General features: G+C 63.6%; 22 protein-coding genes and 3 pseudogenes. 14 read left to right on the top strand and 11 right to left on the bottom strand.

The features are described from left to right. Nucleotides 1–12: 12 nt before the first annotated feature. The 10 genes and pseudogenes from AC6IW9_RS07975 to AC6IW9_RS07930 all read right to left on the bottom strand — a co-directional run. Complete coding sequence (locus AC6IW9_RS07975) at nt 13–801, bottom strand: FkbM family methyltransferase (RefSeq protein WP_497771112.1); 789 nt, start codon at nt 799–801, stop codon at nt 13–15. A gap of 102 nt (nt 802–903) precedes the next feature. Beyond that, a complete protein-coding gene (locus AC6IW9_RS07970) occupies nt 904–1,860 on the bottom strand; it encodes a glycosyltransferase family 2 protein (protein WP_497771109.1) in 957 nt (318 codons plus the stop codon). After that, nucleotides 1,857–3,989 carry a bi-domain-containing oxidoreductase gene (locus AC6IW9_RS07965; protein ID WP_497771106.1) on the bottom strand — a complete coding sequence of 711 codons (2,133 nt, stop codon included), beginning with the start codon at nt 3,987–3,989 and terminating at the stop codon, nt 1,857–1,859. The genes AC6IW9_RS07970 and AC6IW9_RS07965 overlap by 4 nt, the downstream gene beginning before the upstream one ends. Further along, a complete protein-coding gene (locus tag AC6IW9_RS07960) occupies nt 3,986–5,704 on the bottom strand; it encodes a heparinase II/III family protein (RefSeq protein ID WP_497771104.1) in 1,719 nt (572 codons plus the stop codon). The genes AC6IW9_RS07965 and AC6IW9_RS07960 overlap by 4 nt, the downstream gene beginning before the upstream one ends. Next, nucleotides 5,701–6,975, bottom strand: coding sequence for a glycosyltransferase family 4 protein (locus tag AC6IW9_RS07955; RefSeq protein WP_497771101.1), 1,275 nt, complete (start codon nt 6,973–6,975; stop codon nt 5,701–5,703). The genes AC6IW9_RS07960 and AC6IW9_RS07955 overlap by 4 nt, the downstream gene beginning before the upstream one ends. A gap of 26 nt (nt 6,976–7,001) precedes the next feature. Beyond that, nucleotides 7,002–8,165, bottom strand: coding sequence for a non-hydrolyzing UDP-N-acetylglucosamine 2-epimerase (gene wecB / locus AC6IW9_RS07950; protein ID WP_497771098.1), 1,164 nt, complete (start codon nt 8,163–8,165; stop codon nt 7,002–7,004). Continuing rightward, on the bottom strand, nt 8,165–10,054 hold the full coding sequence (gene asnB, locus AC6IW9_RS07945; RefSeq protein WP_497771095.1) for an asparagine synthase (glutamine-hydrolyzing): 1,890 nt from the start codon (nt 10,052–10,054) through the stop codon (nt 8,165–8,167). Before asnB ends, wecB begins: the two co-directional genes overlap by 1 nt. 100 nt (nt 10,055–10,154) lie before the next feature. Beyond that, a complete protein-coding gene (locus AC6IW9_RS07940; protein ID WP_497771092.1) occupies nt 10,155–11,510 on the bottom strand; it encodes a nucleotide sugar dehydrogenase in 1,356 nt (451 codons plus the stop codon). Nucleotides 11,511–11,847: 337 nt separating this feature from the next. Further along, nucleotides 11,848–12,687 (bottom strand): sugar transferase, encoded by an 840-nt coding sequence (locus AC6IW9_RS07935; protein ID WP_497772468.1) that lies wholly within the window; start codon nt 12,685–12,687, stop codon nt 11,848–11,850. A gap of 117 nt (nt 12,688–12,804) precedes the next feature. Beyond that, a pseudogene (locus tag AC6IW9_RS07930) lies at nt 12,805–13,182 on the bottom strand (nucleoside-diphosphate sugar epimerase/dehydratase); the annotation flags it as partial. Nucleotides 13,183–13,871: 689 nt separating this feature from the next. Between AC6IW9_RS07930 and AC6IW9_RS07925 the strand changes: the two are divergent. The 4 genes and pseudogenes from AC6IW9_RS07925 to AC6IW9_RS07910 all read left to right on the top strand — a co-directional run bounded on the left by AC6IW9_RS07925 (nt 13,872) and on the right by AC6IW9_RS07910 (nt 16,545). Next, nucleotides 13,872–14,531: pseudogene (locus tag AC6IW9_RS07925) on the top strand (TonB-dependent receptor domain-containing protein). Beyond that, nucleotides 14,513–14,722: a hypothetical protein gene (locus AC6IW9_RS07920; protein ID WP_497771089.1), complete on the top strand. Its 210-nt coding sequence runs from the start codon at nt 14,513–14,515 to the stop codon at nt 14,720–14,722. Before AC6IW9_RS07925 ends, AC6IW9_RS07920 begins: the two are co-directional and overlap by 19 nt. Nucleotides 14,723–14,871: 149 nt before the next feature. Next, a complete protein-coding gene (locus tag AC6IW9_RS07915; protein WP_497772467.1) occupies nt 14,872–16,203 on the top strand; it encodes an NAD(P)/FAD-dependent oxidoreductase in 1,332 nt (443 codons plus the stop codon). Between the two features lie 12 nt (nt 16,204–16,215). After that, nucleotides 16,216–16,545 (top strand): hypothetical protein, encoded by a 330-nt coding sequence (locus AC6IW9_RS07910; protein WP_497771087.1) that lies wholly within the window; start codon nt 16,216–16,218, stop codon nt 16,543–16,545. Between the two features lie 6 nt (nt 16,546–16,551). On the opposite strand, the gene AC6IW9_RS07905 is transcribed toward AC6IW9_RS07910, so the two are convergent. Next, the gene (locus AC6IW9_RS07905; RefSeq protein WP_497771084.1) at nt 16,552–16,743 is read right to left on the bottom strand and encodes a hypothetical protein; all 192 of its coding nucleotides are present in this window, start codon (nt 16,741–16,743) and stop codon (nt 16,552–16,554) included. 437 nt (nt 16,744–17,180) lie between these two features. Here AC6IW9_RS07905 and AC6IW9_RS07900 point away from each other — a divergent pair, with 437 nt between their 5' ends. The 10 genes and pseudogenes from AC6IW9_RS07900 to tnpC all read left to right on the top strand — a co-directional run bounded on the left by AC6IW9_RS07900 (nt 17,181) and on the right by tnpC (nt 22,109). After that, a complete protein-coding gene (locus tag AC6IW9_RS07900; protein ID WP_497771082.1) occupies nt 17,181–17,324 on the top strand; it encodes a hypothetical protein in 144 nt (47 codons plus the stop codon). A 28-nt stretch (nt 17,325–17,352) separates the two neighbouring features. Next, nucleotides 17,353–17,595 (top strand): type II toxin-antitoxin system Phd/YefM family antitoxin, encoded by a 243-nt coding sequence (locus tag AC6IW9_RS07895; protein WP_497771079.1) that lies wholly within the window; start codon nt 17,353–17,355, stop codon nt 17,593–17,595. Further along, complete coding sequence (locus tag AC6IW9_RS07890) at nt 17,595–17,720, top strand: hypothetical protein (RefSeq protein ID WP_497771077.1); 126 nt, start codon at nt 17,595–17,597, stop codon at nt 17,718–17,720. Before AC6IW9_RS07895 ends, AC6IW9_RS07890 begins: the two co-directional genes overlap by 1 nt. A gap of 63 nt (nt 17,721–17,783) precedes the next feature. Then, nucleotides 17,784–18,011 carry a type II toxin-antitoxin system VapC family toxin gene (locus tag AC6IW9_RS07885; protein WP_497771074.1) on the top strand — a complete coding sequence of 76 codons (228 nt, stop codon included), beginning with the start codon at nt 17,784–17,786 and terminating at the stop codon, nt 18,009–18,011. Nucleotides 18,012–18,091: 80 nt separating this feature from the next. Next, entirely contained in the window at nt 18,092–18,598 is a 507-nt protein-coding gene (locus AC6IW9_RS07880) for a hypothetical protein (protein ID WP_497771071.1), read from the top strand. 139 nt (nt 18,599–18,737) lie between these two features. Next, the gene (locus AC6IW9_RS07875; protein WP_497771068.1) at nt 18,738–18,938 is read left to right on the top strand and encodes a hypothetical protein; all 201 of its coding nucleotides are present in this window, start codon (nt 18,738–18,740) and stop codon (nt 18,936–18,938) included. A gap of 27 nt (nt 18,939–18,965) precedes the next feature. Then, nucleotides 18,966–19,566: pseudogene (locus AC6IW9_RS07870) on the top strand (transposase); the annotation flags it as partial. 98 nt (nt 19,567–19,664) lie between these two features. After that, complete coding sequence (gene tnpA, locus AC6IW9_RS07865) at nt 19,665–20,072, top strand: IS66-like element accessory protein TnpA (protein ID WP_497763764.1); 408 nt, start codon at nt 19,665–19,667, stop codon at nt 20,070–20,072. After that, nucleotides 20,069–20,422: an IS66 family insertion sequence element accessory protein TnpB gene (tnpB, locus tag AC6IW9_RS07860; protein ID WP_497763765.1), complete on the top strand. Its 354-nt coding sequence runs from the start codon at nt 20,069–20,071 to the stop codon at nt 20,420–20,422. The genes tnpA and tnpB overlap by 4 nt, the downstream gene beginning before the upstream one ends. Nucleotides 20,423–20,471: 49 nt before the next feature. Continuing rightward, nucleotides 20,472–22,109 (top strand): IS66 family transposase, encoded by a 1,638-nt coding sequence (tnpC, locus tag AC6IW9_RS07855; RefSeq protein ID WP_497763766.1) that lies wholly within the window; start codon nt 20,472–20,474, stop codon nt 22,107–22,109. Nucleotides 22,110–22,186: the final 77 nt, after the last annotated feature.

The following is a 22,186-nucleotide window of genomic DNA, read 5'->3' as shown; positions in this document are numbered from 1 at the left end:
GGCCTACTCCTTTTAGTTTGCCGACTCGATCGGTTTGGCGAGAGTCGCCCATTCGCACCGCTCCGTCGCTGGCTCGCCGGCCCGCAAATCGGCGCCGTCGAAGAACCGGTAGCGCGCGGCGGTGAGCAGATTGCGGACCTGCTCCTCGTTTTCGCTCGCGACTTCGATGAAGAGAATGGGCCTTGCTTCCGTCAGGAGTTTTTTGGCGCCCTCGAGCACGAAAACCTCGGCGCCTTCCACATCGATCTTCACGAGATGCGGCGGAGCGTAATGGTTGAGCAGTGTGTCGAGCCGGAGCGTCGGCACTGTGAACGCGCCTCTCGACCCGCCGCGTTGCGAACCGACGAAGGCGCCGCTGATCGTGTTGGCGGCTCGGCCGCGCGCCGCCAATGTGAGTTCCGTGACGCCGTCGATCTTGGAGATTGCTGCCGGGACGATGCGTACGTCGAGATCGGCCCCGGCCCGCAGTCCCGCCGTTCTGCGAAGCAACGAGACCAGAAATGGGTCCGGCTCGACGGCGAGGACATGCCCCTCGCTGGCTCGCACAGCCGCTGGAAATGCAAAGGCTCCGACATTCGCGCCTATGTCCCAAACAACCGATCGCGGACGCACATATCGGTCGGCGAGCGCGAGCAGGCTCTGATCGAAGCCGGACGCCCCGGGAAGGAGGTAGCGGAGCGCCGCGTCGGGCGAGACATAAATGGGCCGCGCTCCGAACTCGGAAGGAAGATGTCGCTTGATGACGCGGTCTCGCATGGCCCGCTCTACGATACGGCGCGCAACTCCGGGTATGGCGATCATGAATCGATTCCTCACACACATTGGCCGCTCATATCAGGCGAGCCGCGCCCATAGCGTTCGCGCCGGCTGGAGCAGCCGAAATTCAGAAGGAAAAATGTCTCACTAGAGAGCGATCTTGTGGCGGCGCGCGAGATGTTCACGGAAGGCTTCGACGCCATTCTTGCGGATAAAGCCGCGCGCCTCGTCGATCTTGGCGTCGATCAGCATGAAATACCAGAATCCGTGCAGCGCATGGAACACGAAGCCTTGTCTGCCATCGAGAAAGCCGAACTTGAAGATGTACCGATAAATAAAATACAAGACGCTGCGCACATAGAGCGGCGCATTGGCGAATATGTGATTGCGCAAGAAGCGAATCCAGCGCGCCTGCGCGGGGGCGTTGGGGTCGATCGCTTCATCCATCGGGAACAGTCGGTATTCGCGATTGATGAAATCGACCATTTGCCGCGTGGCGTAGCGATTGTGCTTGTCGGTCCACCAATCGATGTCCTTGAGGTTCTCGTCGACGAGGTCGCCCCCTTTGAAAAGTTCGAACCGACCATGCTTCAACACCAGCTTCTCGTCCATCCAACGCTGCTCGTAAGCGCCGGCGCCGACTCGCCACATGCGCGTGAGAATTGTCGAATAATAGGCTCCGAAGCGAATCCAACGCTTGCGGAAGATGACCTTGCGTTTGAAGGCGAGTCCGGTGACCTCCGCTGGCAAGCGCGCCACGCGTTCCTCGATTTCGGCGATTAGCGTCTCTTCTAAATATTCGTCGGCGTCGAGGCGCAGCACCCACTCCGTACGCACGCCGCAATGATCGAGCGCCCATTGGAATTGGTCGGCCTGGTGCTTGAAGGCGTGCCGAGCCACGTCGGCGCCGAGGCGTGTCGCTATATCCACGGTGCGATCCGTCGAACCACTATCCACCACGACGACGCGCGCGACGAGAGGTGCGACGCGTGCGATACACCGTTCGATGTGGATTTCCTCGTTCATCGTGAGGATGATCGCGGTGATCGAGTTCTTTTCCGGAACCGGCCTGTGCGATTCGGAGATTTCGAGTGTCTCGGTCAAGTCGTCACCCCCGGGATAACGCCAGCTTCGCCTGAACGCAGCGAGGTCTCGATGGCGAAAGTCGCCTTCGAGACCGCGACGAGTTCCGGCAATGGAATCGGCGCGTGGCCTTTTCCTCTCGTCGCGTCGAGAAAGGCGGCGACCAGGGCCTGCTGACCCTTGTCCTGAGCGCTCTTGCTGACAGCGCTCTTGCCGTTGCGGGTCACTGTGAGCCGGCGGAAGTCGTCGAGCTGGATCACGATGCCATCGGCGAAGGCCTCGATATATTCCTTGGACACGCTGGTGTCGCCGAGCGACGAATAGACGATCGAGCCCGTCGAACCGTCGGCGAAGCGGATGAGGATGGAAACCGCGTCGGCATGGTCGCGCGCCGCGATCGCTTGCGCCTCGATGGGCAGACTTTCGGAAAGATAAGTCAGAGCATCGATGAAATGGCAGACTTCGCCGATGATCCGGCCCGCGCCTTCTTCCCGCTGAATCCAGCTGTCTCGAGGTATCGGGCCCGCATTGATGCGATAGAGCATGACGAGCGGACCGGTTCGCGGCTCAAGCGCGCGCTTCGCCTTCTGCAGGAGCGGCGCGAAGCGGCGGTTGAAACCCACGGCGAGAACGCCGGGGGCGAATTCGGCCGCCGCAATCGTGTCCGCAAGTCCGGAAGCGTCGATAGCGAGCGGCTTCTCGCAAAAGACGTTTTTGCCGGCCCGCAATGCCGCCGCTGTAAGGCTTGCGTGGGTGTCATGGCGTGTGGCGATGAAAATCGTGTCCGTGTCGGCGTCGTCCAGCGCCGCGGACGGATCGGTCGCCGCCACGGCGAACCCATGCTTTTTGGCGGCATGGGCCGCGCTGATGCCGGTGGCCGTGACCACCGCGGTGAGCGAGGCTGCGCCGGCTTTGCGCACCGCCGGCAACAGAACGCCTTTCGCATAATTGCCGAAACCGACAAAGGCGACGCCGTTCCCATCACTGCGGCGCGGGACCGGAGCGAGATGAATTCGACGCTCGAGGGAGCGTCCAGAAGCCTCCGGATAAGCGATCAATATGGCCAGATGCGGCGCGTCGCTCTCCATCAGCGCATAGGCCTTTTCGGCCTCGGCGATGGCGAAGCGATGCGTGACGAGCCGCTTCGGAGTCACCTTGCCTTCGGCAACGAGGGCGAGGAAGGCTTCCATGTTGCGTTGCTCGGTCCAACGCACATATGACAACGGATAATCGACGCCGCTCTTCTCATAGGCCGGATCGTGGCGGCCGGGACCATATGAAAGCGAAAGTTTCAACTCGAGTTCGCGTTTGTAGAAAGGTTCGCGGTCGATCGTCATGCCGACCATGCCGACGACGACGATGCGGCCTTTCAGCCGGCTCACCTCGGCCGCGACATTGATCGGCTCGTTGGATTTGCTGGAGGCGGTGACGATCACGGCGTCGGCGCCATATCCGCCGGTGAACCCCGCCGCCGCCTCGCGCAGCCCGTCGCTGACGGCGGCGTCGGCGCCGAGTTGCTCCGCCAATTTTACGCGGGCGGCGTTGGGGTCGAAACCGAGCACCCGGCAGCCATTGGCCTTGAGCAGTTGCACCGTCAGCAGACCCAGGAGACCTAGCCCCATGACCAGCACTCGCTCGCCGAGCGTCGGAGCGGCGAGCCGAACCCCTTGCAGCGCGATGGCGCCGAGCGTGACGAAGCTCGCATCCTCGTCATCGACGCCCGCCGGAATCGCCGCCGTGAGATTCTTCGGCACAGCGTTGAACTCTGCGTGATTGGCGAGTCCGGCGCCCGCGCAGGCTACGCGATCGCCGACCGCGTAGCCGCCCACTCGCCGTCCCACCTCGATCACCTCTCCTGCCAGGCTGTAGCCGAGCGGGATCGGCGTATCGAGTTTGGCGAACACTTTCTCGATCGTCGGCTTCAAGCCGTCACGCTGCATGTTGCGCACCACTCGACGCACGAGATCCGGACGCGCGAGCGCCTTGCCCGCCAGCGAAGCTTTGGCGAGATCGATCAACTGCTTTTCGGTGCCGGAACTGATTAGCGACACCCGCGTCGCGACCAGCACTCCGCCTTCGTCGGCCTGCGGCGCCGGGACTTCGGCGACCTTCAATTCGCCGGTTCGGTAGTTCTGCTCGATTTGTTTCACACCGATCTCCGATCCTCACCCACCGCCGAACGCGAAACGACGCGCAACCGGGTAACAGCGTCGCCGATACCCGCCGCAAGCCTGACTCGCAACCGTTTCGTGCTAATTTCGCAACCCATGTCGGGCCACCAGACCGCATCCTCCATGTCGATCGGAGCCGTGCATGTCATTTCGATCTCGGCGTCGCCGCGCGTGATCCGCGCGACGACGCCCGACACGTCGACCCGCGCTTCGGGATGCAACAGGAAGCCGATGGCCGCCGGCCGGTCCGAGCAACCGTCGAGCCGGTCCTCGATCACGATCTCGGCCGGGTCGACCGAGAATCGGCGCCGATGGATCGGCGCTCCGGGCAGACGCGCGAAGCCGTCATGCGCGCCTTCGAGCCGGAAACCGTCATTCCTCGATTCATATGCGCAAAGCGTCACATTCGGCCGCGCGCCGCAGCGGAAAGCCCCGAAGAAATCCGCCTGGTCGGCGTCGTCGAGGCAGAGCGTATTGTGACTTGCTGCGGCTCGAGCGGTTCCGCGCCGCTCCCCGGCGACATATTCGAAGACACCCTGATCGACGATGATGCGCAGCCCTTCGACAGACAGTTCGAAGCCGAAGACGTCGCCATGGCCGTGCGCGGGCAGATCGTCCGGGGCGATGCGGCCACAATCCGCGACGAAATAGGTTGCCCCGGCCCGCAGCCCGAAGTAGCCGGCGTCCGCGAGCGCAAACACGCGGCGCGGCGCCGGCCGACGGCCGAACAAGCGTTCATAGGCGTCGAGGCACTCTTGCGGCGCATAGGCCATCGACAGGCCCGCGTCGTTGAAGAGCGCGACGCCGCCATCGGGATGGACGAGATCCGCCGCCGCCCGGCCCATGCGGGCGAGCGCGTCGTCGAGCGCGCCGTCGAGAGGGTCCGCGCCCAATGCGTGGCGGCACTCCAGCAAATCTGCGAATGCCTGACAATGGTAGGAATGCGAGCGTTCGTAATGCATTCCATCCACAAATATCTGTCGCGGCAGTTCATCACGCATGAGCCGCAAGCCGAGCGCGCGCCAACGATCCGCCTCGGGTCCCGCGAAGAACGCCCCGGCCCAGATCAGCGCCTTGATGTTCTTGACGAGATGATTGCCGCCGATGTCGGTTTCGAGATTGGCTTCGAGGAAGCGAATTTGCCGTGCGGCGGATGCGGTCATCGCCGCGCGGGTCGGCTGCTCCAATCTGTCGGCGCGCGAGGCGAACTGCTGCATCCACACCACGACGCGCAGCGAAAGCGCGTAGCTGTTCCAGCTGTCCTTCCAATATCCCGGGACATAGGGCGGATTGCCGTCGATCCACTGGAGAACGAGATCGGCGAAAAGCCTGTCGTCGACCTCCTCCAAATATTCCATATAGTGAAGATTCATGCGCCAGAGCTGGCTTCGCGGCTCTCGGCTCCCGACGCTCCAATCGACCGTTGCGGCGGTCTCACGGGAATGTTCGAGAAAGGTGAAGCGCAAATATTCGTCGCGCCGCTGGAGTTTTCCACGTCTCGGCTCGAAAAGCGGAAGCGGCGGGCAATTCGACAGAGGCGGCACGGCGCCGCGGAGCGGCCCCGCCGCTCCTATTTGGCGCGCCACGCGCCGCTTCACATCGAGTTCGATGCGGCGCGCGATCTTGGCGAGCGGCACGTGTCGCCCGAAGGCGATCGCTCGCGCCACGCTTCGAAAGGGTCCGTGGTCCTTCATCGGCGAACGGTCTCGAGTTGCGCCGCGTCTCGACCGCGCGACGGTCGCGCCGCGCGAGCGGCGCTCTCGAGCAGGTCGAGATAGCGCGTCGCCAGCTTGGCGCGGTCGTAATGTTCGCTCACATGCGCGCGGCCGGAGGCGCCGAGGCGCGCGCAGAGTTCACGGTCGGCGGCGAGCCGGCTCACCGCCGCGGCCAATTCCTCGGCGCTCTGTGGCGTGATCGCGATGCCGGCGCCCGCTGCCTCGAGCAATGCGCGCGCCTCACCCTCGACACCGAGAATGATGGGACGGCGCATGGCCATCGCCTCGAACATTTTGGACGGGAGCACCGTCTTGAAGAGATCGTCGCGGCGCAACAGAATGAGGCTCGCATCCGTGGCCGCCCACACGCCAGGCATGGCCGCCTTGGGCTGCTGGCCCAGCATGACGACATTGTCGAGGCCCCGCTCCGCCTTGCGTTGCTCGAGGCGGCGTCGCTCCGCTCCGTCTCCGACCAGCAGGAAGACGATTTCGCGCGCGTCGATCAAGAGTTCGGCGGCGTCGAGGATCGTATCGAGGCCATGAGCCATCCCATGGGTGCCGACATAAGCGGCCACGAAGCGGTCCTGCAGACCAAGACCTCGTTTGACCTCGCGCCCATCATCGGACGAGACATAGAAGTCGAGGTCGGCGCCGTTCTTGATCACCGAAACCTTCGCCGGCGTCCCGCCGCGCGCGACGATATGGGGCACGAACGACTCCGTTACCGAAACGATCCTGTCCGCCCGGCGGTAGGCCAGCGCTTCGAGCCGCTCGAGACCGCGCACGAGGAAGCCCTTACGCATCGCCCCGACGGTCACGATGCTCTCCGGCCACAGGTCGCGAATTTCGAGCACCCAAGGCGTTCGCTTTATCGTCTTGGCGACGAGCCCGACCAGTCCACAGAAGAATTGCGGCGAGGTGGAGACGACGACATCTGGCCGCTCGAGCCAAATCATCGCCAATGTCGCCGACACGGCGTAGGACAGATAATTGATCGTGCGAAACAGAAAGCCCTCATTGGCGGCAATGAACGTCCAGATGCGCACGACGCTCACGCCGTCGATCGTCTCGGTGCGGTAGAGGGCGTTGGCATGGCCGGGGTAGAGCTTGCCCGCCGGATGGTTCGGAGCGCATGTCACGACGATGACGTCGTGGCCCCCGCGAGCCCAAAGGCGCGCATGTTCCGCGGTTCGGGAAGCCGGCGCGTTCACCTCGGGCGGATAGTAATGCGAGAAGAAGACGATTCGCATTCGATGACGCTCCCATGGACCTATCTTTAAGACGCGATCATCGGAACACGGCTGCCGCTGAGATATGCATCGATCTCCGCGGCGATACGTTCAGCCGCCTTGCCGTCCCACAACGCAGGAGTTCTGCCCTTCTTGCCGCCTTTTTCGAGAAGGTCGTCGACAGCGGCGATGAGTGCGTCGAGCGAGGTCCCGACGAGAACATTAGTTCCTTGCTCGATGGTGATCGGTCGTTCGGTGGTGTCCCGCACTGTCAGACAAGGCGTTCCCAAGGCCGTCGTCTCCTCCTGCACGCCGCCGCTGTCGGTGATGACGAAGCGCGCGTCGCGCATGAGCCCGATCACCCGCAGATAGCTGAGCGGCGGCGCCACGATGATCGATGCGGCGCGCAAGATGCGATCGAGGCCGGCGCTTTGGATCATCGCCTGGGTCCGAGGATGCAATGGGAACACCAAGGGGATTTTTTGCGCGATCTTCGCCAAGGTCTCGACAAGCGCCTCGAGTCGGTCGGCGTCGTCGACATTGGACGGGCGATGCAGCGTGACGAGCGCGAAGCCTCGCGCCGACATGTCCGCGGCGAGCTCCGGCGCCGCGCCGAGCTCCAAAAGCGTCGTGCGCGCAGGCACCGCACGCTCGAGACAGGCATGCAGCGTGTCGATCATCACATTGCCCACAAAGACGATGCAGCGCGCCGATATTCCTTCCTTGATCAAATTGTCGAAGGCCGAGTGCTCGGTGGTGAACAGAATAGCGGACAACCGATCGGTGACGAGCCGATTGATTTCCTCCGGCATCGAAAGATCCCTGCTGCGCAGCCCCGCCTCGACATGGGCGAGCGGAATGCGGAGCTTCGCGGCAACGAGCGCGGCGGCGACCGTGGAGTTGACATCCCCAACGACGAGAACAAGATCCGGCGGACTATTCGACAGCACCGGCTCCAGGCCGAGCATGATGCGGGCGGTCTGCTCGGTTCCGGTGCCGGAACCGACCTCGAGGTTGATGTCCGGCCGCGGAATGCCGAGTTCCTCGAAGAACACGGCGTTCATGGCGACGTCGTAGTGCTGGCCGGTATGGACCAGCCGCGCCGAAAGCCCGGCGCGTGCGGCGATTGCGCGCATGATCGGCGCGATCTTCACGAAATTCGGGCGAGCGCCGACGACGCAGTCGATCACTCTCGGTCGAACATACAACATCACCGCCCCCCTATCTCTTCACTCCGACGCGCTGGCTCGATCGGCCCTTGCCACGGATTTCCATCCCTCGCGTGCATCGCCGAAACACTTCGAGCCCAGGAGCGGCTCCACAACCCGCCAGCGTCGTCGGTCTGCTGCATCGCAGGCAGGGCCTCACGCGCCCATACTCGGATCGGTATGCCGAAGCCTGTCTTCCGCCGGTTCACGATCTCGGCCGGCAAACGTCGCTTGGGCGCTCTCGCGAGCAGCGACTTGCCGCTAGGCCCGTCGCCGCGGGCGAGCATGGGCGCGACGCGCCGCAGGAGAACGCTGTCGACGAGTGGTGTACGAATTTCCAACGAATGCGCCATGCCAGCCCAATCGGCGTCGCGCAACAGCTGGTTGCGGAGATAGAAGCTCGACTCGAGCGCCGCGACTTCGCCGTATGGCGACTTCGGGCCGTCTCGCAGCGCGGCGCGGATGTGCTCGAGCGGATCGAGCCTTTCCAGACCGTCGCGAACGAAGTCCGCGTCGCCGAGAACCTCGCCGAGTTCGAGCGGCAAGAACAATCCGCGATAGAGCAGATAGGCGCCGGAGATGCTTCCGGCATAGGTGAGCAAGCCGGCGGCCTTGGGATGCACGCGCACGCCCAGCATGCGCGCCAGGCCGATCGCCGGATCCAAGGCGCCGGGGCCGGCGATCCGCGATGCGCGACCAAACAATTTGACGCAGCGCGGCATATTCTGAAACGTGCTGTAGCCACCGAGCAGTTCGTCGCCGCCGACGCCCGAGACCGCCACCTTGAGTCCGAGTTCGCTCGCCGCCTTGGCGACGAACCAACAATTGATCCCGTCGATGCTCGGCTGATCCATCGCCGCGATGATCTGCGGCAGATCGCGCTTGAATTCATCCGCGCCGATCCTCCGCGTCACATGCTTCGTTTCGTAACGTCTCGCCAGCCGCTCGGCGCAGGGCGCCTCATCGGCGCCGGCGCCGGAAAACTCCGCGAATTCGAGCGTGATCGTCCTGATGTCGGTCTGGGTGAGATCTCGCATGAGCCCCACCAGCGCGCCGGAATCGACGCCCGCCGACAGAAAAGCTCCGACGAAAACGTCGGCGATGAGATGATGACGCACGCTGTCGAGAATGGCGTCACGAAATCGCTCGTCGACGTCGCCACTCGACAGATCTTGCGCGGCGCCTTCGGCCTCCCTGAGTACATGGGGAATAGAATAATAGCGCCTGGCTTGGAGCGGCCCATCGGCGTCGATCATGATCGTCGCGCCGGCCGGAACGGAGCGTATCGATCGGTAGGTCGTAAACGGCTCCGGCACGCTGCCGAACAAGTAAAATCCCACCACGCCCGCGGCGTCCGGCTCACGCGACGTTCGGCCGCCCGCGAGCAGCGCTTTGACGCTCGATGCGAATTGCAGGGTATGGCCATCGTCCGCATAATAGAGAGGCTTGATGCCGTAAGGATCGCGCGTCAGCAGCAACCCGCGCCGATCCGCGTCCCATAAGGCGAAAGCGAACATTCCACGCAATTCGCTCACCATGGCTTCGCCCATCTCGGCGTAGAGGTGCAGCAGAACTTCGGTGTCCGTTCGACTGCGAAACACGCGGCCACGCGCTTCGAGCCTCCGGCGTAACTCGCAATAATTGTAGATTTCGCCGTTAAAGGTCACGACGCTCTTACCGTCCGCGCTCATCATCGGCTGCGCTCCCGCCTGCGAGAGATCGATGATCGACAGCCGGCGATGGCCAAAGCCGATGCGACCATCGGAAGCGATCCATTCACCCTTGCCGTCGGGTCCGCGCTTCGACATATGGTCACGCGTGGCGATGAGCGCGTCCCGATCGATGGGCGCAGCCGTAGGACGGTATGCATAGACGCCGTTGATTCCACACATGCTGTGAACGGCTCCTTGTTGCTATCGGGTAAAGACGCGGGCCTTGCAGCACGCCACGGTCGGTCCGGCGCCGCTTCGGATGCGCTCGGCTACACCCGAGTCAGGCCGACACGACATTCGCGCTCGTCACTCCTGCTCGGCGGCAAGCATTGCGCGTGTCGACGATCAACGGCGCGTGCGCGGCGAGAGCGGCGTAATCGACATCGTCGTGGTCGGTGGCGACGAGGATCGCGTCATAGCCGCCGAACTCCGCCGGATCCCAAAGCTCCGATCGCCGACCCGAGAGCGAGTTGTGCTCACGCGTTTCCGGAATGACCCTGACGAAGGGATCGTAGAAGCGCACCTCGGCGCCGCGTGCTTCGAGCAGCTCGATGAGCCGCAACGCCGGGCTTTCTCGCGTGTCGTCGACGTTCTTCTTATATGCGACGCCGAGGACGAGGATGCGGGCGCGCGTGAGGCCACGCCCGCGGTTCGTGTCCAATGCCCGCGCCAACTCGTTGACGATATGTTGCGGCATGCCGGAATTAATCTGCCCGGCGAGTTCGATGAACCTTGTGGCGACGCCATATTCACGCGCCTTCCACGTCAGATAGAAGGGATCGATCGGAATGCAGTGCCCGCCGAGACCTGGACCGGGATAGAAGGGCATGTAGCCGAACGGCTTCGATTTGGCGGCCTCGATCACTTCCCAGACATCGATGTCCATCGCGCCGTAGACGAGCTTCAGTTCGTTGACGAGCGCGATATTGACGGCGCGGAAGATGTTCTCGGTGAGCTTGACCGCCTCGGCCGTGGCGCTCGAGGACACCCGCACAGTCCTCGGAACGAATTGATCGTAGAGAGCCGTCGCCAGATTCAGCGCATCGGCGCTATCGGCTCCGACGACCTTGGGAATGCGCGACGTGGAAAACTCGAGATTGCCGGGATCCTCTCGCTCCGGCGAAAAGGCGAGATAGAAATCCTGGTCGCAGACGAGCCCGCTCCTCTCCAATATCGGACGAAGAACTCCGGCGGTCGTACCCGGATAGGTGGTCGATTCGAGGACGACGATTTGGCCTCGCCTGAGGCGGGCGGCGATCTGCTCTCCCGTGGCGACAACGAAGGAGAGATCGGGATCGAGATGAGGGCTCAACGGCGTCGGCACGCAAATCAACAACGCGTCCGGTTCGGACAGACGATCGAAATCCGTCGTTGCGCTCAGCTGCTTCTCTTTCACTAGAACCGAGATGCGATCATCTGGAATATGTTTGAGATAGCTTTTTCCTTCGGCGAGAGCCTTGGGCTTTTCCGGATCGACGTCGAAACCCAGAACCTTCGATCCCGATTCGCCGGCGGCGATGCAAATGGGCAATCCCACATAGCCGAGCCCTATGACGCCGATCAGCGCGTCCTTCTGTCTCAAACGCTCCTCGAGAATTTGCAGGGGCGCGCGGTCTCTCTGTGCGATATTGAGCATTGTGCTGTCCATCTCTGCCGAGGAAAGGTCGCTTCGAGGATGCGCTTTCTCGTTTCTCGAAGCTGCGTTACGAATGCACGCGATCAAAACGACCGTCCAAGTCAAGGAGTTGAAAGCGCGTATTCGGGAAATATAAAGTCAGTTACTTTCCTTATGTTCCGCGTTCGCAAAAGCCTCGCGGACGCTACCGCACTTCGGGTGAAGCGTTTCACCCGATCCTGCGTCTTTCACGGCCCCGAGCGGTCTGCGCCCTTCTCTCGGCGCCATAGGATTCTCAGAGCGATCTCTCGCACGGCCTGGGCTGTGCAAAATCCAATTTCGCGCTACGGCGGACGCCTCAGGTCGGCAGCTCTCCGCGTGTCGCGCTCAAGAACGCGACCGAGGCAGATTGTGCGGGGGTGGCTTCCGTCACCTTGTAAACCCCCGCCTGCCGTAGTTCACGCCAAGCGCGGCGAATCGCGCGCGCATCGACGCGCTCGCCGAAGACGACCATCGACACGGTGCGTAGGACGATCACGAAATCGAGCGCCAGCGATGCGTTGCGCACATACCAGACATCGAGCGCGGCCTTGTCGGCGGCCGAAATCTCGCGGCCTCCATTGACCTGTGCCCAGCCGGTCAGGCCCGGCCGAACGAGGAGCCGCGCCGAATAGGCGGCCGGCTGATCGATCGGCAACAACGGCCTGGGACCGACGAACGACATCTCGCCCGAGAGAATGTTGAGCAGTTGCGGAAGTTCATCCAATCGCAGTCGCCTCGAGAAGCTGCCGATGGCCGACACGCGGCGCTCATCGGGCACACGTTGGCCGCGAGCGTCATGCGCGGCGGCCATAGTGCGCAGCTTGTAGAGCTTGAAAGGCCGCCCGTTGCGACCGGGACGCTGCTGCCAGAAGGTGATGGGCCAACCCACGTCGATCGCGGCGAGAAGCGCCGCCAGCAGAGCGAGTGGAGCAAGGACGATCAGCAGTACGGAAGCGCCGACGAAATCCACCGCTCGCTTGATGCTCCAATAGGGCCTCCGCATCAATGTCACGAGTTCGTCGGCGTCGAAGGAAAATGCCGCGAGCTTATCCGAGGCACCGGCAATCGCGGCGTCGGCGGCGGGACGCGGGCCAAGCCCCATCCGATCGATCAAGAACTCGATCTCGATATTCGACTCCGTCTCTATATCCAGCAAGGCGCGTTGCGCCGGCGGCGACAGTCTTTCGAATGGCACGGTCACGACGATGCTGTCGACGAAGACGCCATGAATCTCGAGCGTGCGTAGCGCATCGGCAACCTGTTCGGGCGTCCCCAATATCGGATGTCCCTGCACGGAGCGCCCGACATGACGATCGTCATGGCCGAGGAACCCTGCGATGCGAATGCGATCCGGCGCGCATCGGACGATCGAACGGCAATAGAGACTGGCCAGTTCGCCGAGGCCTACGACGAGCACCGTCTTGCAGCTGTAGGTTCGCTCGGCGGCCTCGGCTCGACGGGGTCGTTCCAGCACGACGCGCCAAAGGCGCATCAGGACACGCGCGCCGACGAGGCCGAACAGGATCAACAGGCCCTGCAGGGCGGGCAGCGCGCGCGCTATTCCATCCATGCGGTTCAAGGTGAAGCCGAGCGCGACGGCGCTGATGACGACCGCCACCGTCGCGGCGAGAATTCGCAGATAGTCCGACATCGACGTGAATTGCCAGACGGAGCGATTCGTCTGGAAAGCCGAGAGCATCACCGTGGCGGCAGCGAGCGTGCAGAGGAGGTAAGGCAGGAACTCCTCCAGCCTCTCCCTCGACATTTCGAAATTATCCCGCAAAGCGAGCGCCATGACAGTGGCGATCGCTGTCAAAAGGAGATCAATAAATAACAAACGAGTTTGATTCATCAATGCAGCCTTGAATCAATGCAATATTTAAATTGGTTGACAGCCGAGCGGCGGTCGCGAATCACTTGGATAGACTAACTACTGCTCTGCCATCGTTGATACGGCAGATTTGGCTGCCGCGCTCGCTAGGAATTTTACGCATTGTGGACGGCGAAAAAATTTACGTACGGTGTATCTTGAGCAACATTACGTCATAAGCCGGATCTGCTGTCTGCGCGCCGAGAAAAGGGCTCGCCTGTGCGAGGGCTCTGATGGAGTGAACGCCTCCGACGGCCTCGATGTGCCAGAGAGGGGATATTGAATAATCGGCTCTGTCGCAAATTTTTATCGCAGGTCGGTTCACCAATCACCGCGCTCTGCAGGGCCGCGAGCTCACCAGCAATATCGGCCCCTCGTACAATCACGCGCGCTTCACGACCTACACGAAAAATCTCCTCGGTTGGGGCAATGGCGATCTCGGGCCCTTGCTCACCAACAAGCAAGACATCATGCACTCCAATCTCGGCGGCCGTTTCCGCGAGGAGCTCGAGCTCGCGCCGGCCGTGACCGGCGTGATCGCGCTGGCGAGCGAGATGAGCAAGGTCGCGGCGCTCTCGTCCTCCATGTCCTATCCGTCCGGCGCGCTGACCATCGTGCCGGCCAATCGCACCTTCTGGAATTTCGCGCCGGAAGCCTCGGTCACCTGGCGTCCCGACCGCGAGTGGAAATTCTATGCGCGCGCCTCGAGCGGCTATGGAACGCCGCAATATGGGTTTCTCTTCGTCAACCAGCAGGGTCTCGACGGCAATAACGCCAATTTGAAGTCGCAGCGCAATTCGGGCTTCGACGCCAGCTTCGACTAGACGCCGACGGAGACGCTCAAAGTGACGCTCGACGGCTTTTACGAATGGTATCAGGACGAGATGCTGACCCAGTCTCCGGGCAATGGCCTCGAGAACTACACCTATAATGCGCCGGGCTCCGTCCATCGCGGCGCGGAATTCCTTCTCGATCGGCGGCCTTTCGATGGTTGGCGGCTGCTCGCCAATTACTCCTACAACAATCAGATCTTCACGAATTTCGTCGAGCGGCGTCAGTTCACAATTCCGGGATATGGGCTCGTCAATCTCAACCTGCATTACGACCGCGAGTGTCGATCGGATTCCTGAAGAACATCTCCGCTTTCGTCGAAGTGCGCAATGTGTTCGACAGGACCTATGTCGCCTCCGCCACGGTCATCGCCAATTCGCTCACCTCTGGGTTTCGGAATCCCGGCTTCATGCTCGCGCAAAATTCGACGGGCTCGATCTATGCGGGCCAGCCGCGCGCGATACAGGGCGGAGTGAAGTTCAAATTCTGAACGAGACGAGCGTCGGCGGGGACGCGCAGCGGCGTCGCCGACGCCCCTCGCGGCCTCCCCATGGCGCGACATCTCGAAACGCGATAGGCTCTGGCCTCACGGAACCGTGCATGGCCGGTCTATCCAGCTTCGTGATACGAGAGGAAATAATGGAGGTCGGTCATGACCGTTGTGCCGACACCGACCATGATCGTCATCATGTCGTTGTCGTCGGCGCCGGCTTCGGCGGCCTGGAGACTGTGCAGCGTCTAGCCGGCGCGCCGGTGCGCATCACGATGATCGACAGACGCAATCATCACCTGTTCCAGCCGCTGCTCTATCAGGTCGCGACGGCGTCGCTGCCGACCTCCGAGATCGCCTGGCCGATCCGGCATCTCCTGCGCAAGCGCAAGGAGCTCGCGACCTTGCTCGCCTCGGTCGAGGGCGTCGACAAGGAGGGGCGGCGTGTCCTCCTCGATGACGGCACGGCCGTGTCCTACGACACGCTCGTCCTCGCGACCGGCGCGCGTCACGCCTATTTCGGCCATGACGATTGGGAGGGGTTCGCGCCAGGGCTGAAGACGCTCGAGGACGCGACGACGATCCGCCGCCGCATCCTGCTTGCGTTCGAGCGGGCAGAACGCGAGACCGATCCGCAGCGGCGCGCCGCGCTTCTGACCTTCGTCATCATCGGCGCGGGTCCGACCGGCGTCGAGCTCGTCGGCACGATCGCCGAATTGGCGCGCAGGACGCTCGTCGGCGATTTCCGCAGTATCGACACGCGGCAATCCCGCGTGGTGCTGATCGAGGCCGGATCGCGCGTGCTGGCGGCGTTCACCGAGGATCTGTCCGCCTATGCGCAGCGCGCTCTCGAGAACCTCGGCGTCGAGGTCGAGCTTGGTCAGGCCGTGACCGCCTGCTCGGCGGAGAGTGTCGTCTATGGCGACAAGACCCTCGCGGCCGCGACGATCATCTGGGCCGCGGGCGTGCAGGCCTCGAGGGCCGCCCAATGGATTGGCGCACCGGCCGACCGGGCCGGGCGCGTGCAAGTCGAACCCGATCTGACTGCGCCGGGGCACAAGGAGATCTTCGTCATTGGCGACACGGCGATCGTCGACGGCCCCGACGGCAAGCCCGTGCCCGGAATCGCGCCGGCGGCAAAGCAGCAGGGCAAGCATGTCGCGGCGACGATCCGCGCGCGTCTCGCGGGCACGGGTGAGGATGCGCGGTTCGTCTATCGTCATGCCGGCAGTCTCGCGACGATCGGCAAGCGGCTCGCCGTGATCGACTTCGGTCGCATCAAGCTGCGCGGCGCACTCGCGTGGTGGATATGGGGGCTTGCCCACATCTACTTCCTCATCGGCGTCCGCAACCGATTGAGCGTGGCGCTGAGCTGGTTCTGGATATACACTTGCGATCAGCGCAGCTCACGGCTCATCACCCAAGGCAGCGCCGCGGGCGGTTCGACGAAGCCGGACGGGTGCCAGGGCAGCCCGAAATGATAAGATGGTTGCATGGCTGAGATTTCCGAGAACGCTCTCGTCAAACTACCGGACCGCGCCATCGTCGAGGCGACTCTGGCCGCCCTGCCAGCCGGCGCCGACGAGGCGATGCTTGCGACAGCGCTGACGCGGATATTTCCGGGCTTCTCGTTCTCGGCCGCCAGCGTCGACGATCCCTATTGGCGTGACACGCGGTCGGTTCTCGCGCCGGACGGCGCTCGCATCGCCGAGCTTTGGCCATGGATGACGGCCGAGCTCGAGAAGCACGGCGGCGCAAGGCCTGCGCCTGGGGTGCGTGCGACTGCCCGATCACGATGCGAAGGCGCTGCTGCGCTGGGCTGATGAGCGCTACGGATTCTGAGCCGGGCGAGGCTCGTCCTGCCGCCAGGGCGAGGACGCCTTCGGCACGACATCCGCCGATGAGCCGAGTACGGCCTGCATGGCGAGCCAGCCCAGGATAATCAGCGCCAGCAGCTTCGCGGCCTCGGCGAACACATGGACCGTGCGAAGCGGGGAAGGCACGCCGACGTCGACCCCCAAGGATAACGCCGACGCGCGCATCCAGCGTCGGAATCAGCCAGTAGTCTGGCAGCAATGAAAGAGTCGAAGCCGGTGAGCGCCAGCGGAAGCGGTTTCCGGGGCTTCGCCGCACCAGGATGAACGGGATCGCGCCAAGTGCGATTTCGCATCAGTCGAGCGCGTAAAAGGTCTGGTGGCCGACATCCCGCGCACCAGCGCCCTTGGCGCCGTGTCCCATCAGGGGACGAGAGGTATAACAATCGATAAATACCTTATATCGATTGTCAGAAAACCAATGCTTGACCAAGGGAAAAGAATAGCCGAACTGCCTGAATTCACTGGCGAGCCGGAAACAGCGCTGGCCTTCCTTATTTAGAGGTCTTCATGTCCCCCGCGTTGAAGACAATAAATCCCCTTCTGAGGGGCGCCCGTCGGTCGACGAAAGGTCGAGCGACGCCTTGGCGCGAGAAATCTCCGCCGAGGAGCAAGCGCGTCGTCGCGCGGCGATCGACGCGATGTTGGCGCTACGCGACAGCGGCGAGCTCGAACCCGTCTCCCGCGAGGAAATCCTCGCTTGGCGCCACGAAGGTCATCGCTACTGATCATGGGAATGGGTAAAGGCGTCGAAGCATGTCGCTCACCGTCAAAGTCGGCGAAGCCAAAACCCGGCTCTCCGAACTGCTCGCGAAGATCGAAGCCGGCGAAGAGGTGGTCATCGCCCGCGGACACGAACCGATCGCGCGCCTCACGCACATTCCCAAGGCCGAGGATTTTGCCGCGCTCGTCGCCGAGGTGAAAGCCGCCCGCGCCAACCGCGCCAAAACGACGGCAGAGAAATTGCTTGCCTGGCGCGATGAAGGGCGCCGGTTCTGATGGCGCTCGTCGTCGACGCTTCGTTCGCCGCGGCGTGGTTCCTACCCGACGAGCAGAATGATGCGGCCGACCGCGTTATGGCGGGGCTCGACAAGAATCCCGGCCGGGCGCCGTCGCTGTTCTGATTCGAAACGCGCAATCTGTTCGTCATGGCCGAACGGCGTGGTCGTCTCGCGCCCGGCGAAGCGATGGCGACGATGGCGCAATTACGCGGGTTCCCGATCATGGACGACGGGACGGAGAACGACCGGCTCGTCATCATACTCGCCGGACGGCATCGATTGTCAGGCTACGACGCGAGCTATCTCACGCTCGCCGTCGTCGAAAAGCTACCGCTCGCGACGCTGGACATGAAACTCGCGGCCGCCGCCCGTGCGGAAAATGTTACCGTGCTGGGACCGCTGGGCGCGTCATGACAATCGGCGACGACTTTGCGATCGACGCGCTCGCCGGATTTTTACCGTTGGCGGCGTGTGATCGGCTGGCCGAGACGCTGATGCCGTCTGAAATCGACACGCTGACGCACCTCGCCAAAGCCGGCGCCGGTCCGAATTCACTGCGCGCGCTGGCGAGCAATCTCGGCTACTTCGAGGCATGGGCGCGCGCCTCGACGGGGGCGCCGCTGGTCTGGCCCGCGTCGGAGGCCACAGTGCTGCGTTTCATCGCCCATCGTCTCTGGGACGAGGCGGAGCGCGAGAGAAATCCCGAGCACGGCATGCCGGAAGCGGTCGCCGCGGCGCTACGCGCCGAGGGACGACTGAAATCCGACGGGCCGCACGCGCCGGAGACGGTGCGGCGCCGCCTCGCGCATTGGTCGAGCCTGCATCGCTGGCGCGGAATCGAAGGACCGTTCGGCAATCCGTCGATCCGCAACGCGCTGCGGCTCGCCGTCCGCGCCTCCGATCGTCCACGGCCCCGCAAGAACGCTTCGGCGATTACGCGCGACGTTCTGGATCGTTTGCTCGTGGACCTGCGGGAGGGACAGAGCGGTCGACCTCCGTGATCGCGCGCTGTTGCTCCTCGCGTTCGGTTCGGGCGGGCGACGTCGATCGGAAATCGCGCGGCTCGAGGTCGAGGATATCGAAGACCGCGAGGCGATCGCCGCCGAACCCGACGCGCCGGACGACGAGAAGCGTCCTCTCATGGCCATTCGACTGCGGCGCACGAAAACGTCGTCTGCCGAAGCCGGCGAGAGCGTGCTCGTTGTCAGCCGCCCCGTCGAAGCGTTACGCGCGCAGCTCGCTTTCGTGAAGATCGATGCGGGCCCGGTGTTTCGACCGATCGACAAATGGGGCAACATCGGCGGTGACCTGCCCCTGAAAAATCCCACCAGCATCGATTAGAGTCCGGCCGATTGCAGGACGGACACAATGAAGAAGAAACGGTTCACGGAAGAGCAGATCATCGGGATTTTGCGGGAGCAGGAAGCCGGCGCGAAGGCGGCGGACCTCGCGCGCAAATACGCGGTTTCGGAGACGACGCTCTACAATTGGAAGGCCAAGTTCGGCGGCATGGACGTTTCCGAGGCCAAGCGGCTGAAGGCGCTGGAGGAGGAAAACGCGCGTCTGAAGAAGCTCTTGGCCGATCAGATGCTCGACGCGGCGGCGCTTCGGGAGCTCTTGTCAAAAAAATGGTAGGGCCCGCCTCGAGCGCGACGCCGTCGCGCACCTTCGGGCCGTGATGGGCCTGTCGGAACGTCGGGCCTGCCGGATCGTCGCCATCGATCGCAAGACGGCGCGCTACACGTCGAAGCGCCCGGCCGACGCCGAGCTTCGCGCCGAACTGCGCGATCTCGCCAATGCGCGTCGGCGCTTCGGCTACCGGCGGCTGTTCATCCTACTTCGGCAGCAGGGCGAGCGCTCGGGCAAGAACCGCATCTATCGGCTCTACCGCGAGGAAGGGCTGGCGGTGAGGAAACGCCGCGCGCGCCGCCGCGCCGTGGGAACACGGGCGCCGATCCTGGTCGAAGCGTAAGCGCCGTTGCGACCCCATTGATTCTTCGGGTTCGGAAGGATTTTCGGATGTGAGATTCTTCTGAGGGACAGCCATGTCTCTGGAAGGATCCGAAGATGAACGAGAATGCGACGATCGAAACGGCTTTTGGCGCAGGATTTGTCGGACGTGTGGATTTTCGTCGTTCACGTTCGGGCAATCGGCTGTGGTCGAAGGAGCTGAAGGGCCGGATCGTACGAGAGAGTCTCGCGCCTGGAGCGCGCGTCGCCGACGTGGCCCGCAAATATCGGATATGCGCGCAGCAATTGACGCAGTGGCGCCGCCAGGCGCGCACCGGGCGGCTCGCGCTGGTGACCGACGGTCCCGCGGAGTTCGTGGAGATCGAGCTCGAGCAGCCCTCCGTTCGTAACGAGAGCGATGCGAAGATCGAGATCGTCGTCGGCAAGGTCGTGTTACGGCTGGATCAGGACACCGCGTCGACGCGCATCGCCGAGATCATGACGGCGCTGGAGCGCGGCGCGTGATCATTCCGTCGCAAGGGTTGCGGATCGTGCTCGCCGTGCGTCCCGTCGATTTCCGCTGCGGGCATGACGCGCTGGCCGCTCTCGTGCAAAACAAGCTCGGACTCGATCCGCATTCCGGGCTCATCGTCGTGTTCCGCTCGAAGCGAATGGATCGCTTGAAGATTTTGCTGTGGGACGGAACCGGACTCGTGCTCGTCTACAAGCGTCTCGGCGATAGCCGCTTTTCTTGGCCGCAGATCAGCGACGGCGTCCTGCAATTGAGCCGGGTGCAATTCGAAGCTCTATTCGACGGGCTCAACTGGAAGCGCGTCGGCGAGCGGATCGTGGCGACGCCGACCGCGGCGAACTGATCGCAACTTCGGCTTCATTCGGCGCCTCGCTTGCGATAGATTCGCCGACGTGACGCCGAGCTTCGATCCCTCCAGACTCGCAGAGCTGCCTGCCGAACTACGCGCATTGTTCGAAGCTCAGCGCGCCATGCTCGAAGCCGAACGCATCCGCGCCGATCATGAGCTCGCCGCGCGCCTTCACACCGAGAGCGAGCTCGCAGCGTCGAAGGAGACGGTCGAACGTCTGCAATTGCTCGTCAAGGAATATGAACGCGCGCGTTTCGGCAAGCGTTCGGAGAAACTCGATCCCGATCAGTTACAGCTCGTTCTGGAAGATATCGAGATCGCCATTGCCGAAGTCCAGGAGCGGGAAGACGATCGCGCGCGCCGCTCGGGGCGCCCGGCGACCAGGGAGCGCGCCGCCCGCGCCGCGCGCGCCTTTCCTGCTCATCTGCCGCGCGTCGAGCGCGTGATCGAGCCAGAAAGCCTCGCCTGTCCCTGCGGCTGCGGCCTGATGGTTCGGATCGGCGAGGACCGCTCCAGCCGCCTCGACGTGACGCCGGCGCAATATCGCGTCATCGAGACCGTGCGGCCCCGCTACGCCTGTCCGACAGGATGCGCGGGCGTCGCCCAGGCGCCGGCTCCTGCGCATCTGATCGAGGGCGGCGTTCCCACCGAGGCGCTGCTGGCGCAAGTGGCGGTCGCCAAGTTCAGCGAGCACATGCCGCTCTACCGTCAATCGCAGGTCTTCGCGCGCCACAGGATCATGCTCGACCGCGCCGTTCTGGCCGATTGGATGGGAACGACGGCCTTCCACCTCGCGCCGATCGTCGAGCGCATGAGCGCGCTGATGAAGCTGTCCGGCCGTCTATTCATGGACGAGACTCGGGCGCCGGTTCTCGATCCCGGCCGCGGCCGGACGAAAACTGGCTATCTCTGGGCGGTTCTGCGCGACGACCGCGGGCACGGCGGCGCCGATCCGCCGATCGTGGTCTATCATTACGCGCCGGGTCGCAGCGGCGAGCACGCCGAGCGGATGCTCGAAGGATTCGACGGCGTTCTCCAGGTCGACGGCTATGGCGGCTATCATCGTCTGGCGCGCGCCGAGCGCAAAGGTGGCGCCCCACTGCGGCTCGCCTGGTGTTGGAGCCATGGCAGGCGCGAGATCATCGCCGCCACGCCGAAAGCGGGCTCGCCCATCGCCGAGGCGATCCTGGCGCGCATCGCCGCGCTCTATGCGATCGAGGCGGACATCCGGGGCAAAGAGGCGCCGATCCGGCAGAGCGTTCGCGCCGAGCGGTCGCGGCCTCTTGTCGTCGAGCTCGAAGAGTTTTTGCGCGCCCAGGCCGCTCGCCTCTCCGGCCGCAGCGACATGGGCAAGGCGGTCGCCTATCTTCTGAATCATTGGGCCGGGCTGACCCTGTTCCTCGACGATGGACGCGTCGAGATGGACACCAACCTCGTCGAAAATCAGATTCGGCCGCTGACTCTCACGCGCAAGAATGCGTTATTCGCGGGGCACGATGAAGGTGGACGTTCCTGGTCACGTCTCGCTTCGCTCATTGCGACATGCAAGTTGAACAGCGTCGATCCCTATGCCTGGATGAAGGCGACGCTCGAGGCGATCGCCGATGGCCATCCGCAGTCGCGCATCGACGAGCTGATGCCCTGGGCCTTCAAATCCTCGTCGCCGACGCCAGCCGCCTGATCGCTCACCATTGCGCTGAACCAATCGCTGACAAAGCTTTGCGCCAAAGGCTTGCAATGCCTTGTCGCAACGAATTG

Source organism: Methylosinus sp. shoA (genome assembly GCF_059718125.1).
The sequence above is the reverse complement of the archived record's forward strand: the minus strand, read 5'-3'. Positions and strand labels throughout refer to the sequence as shown.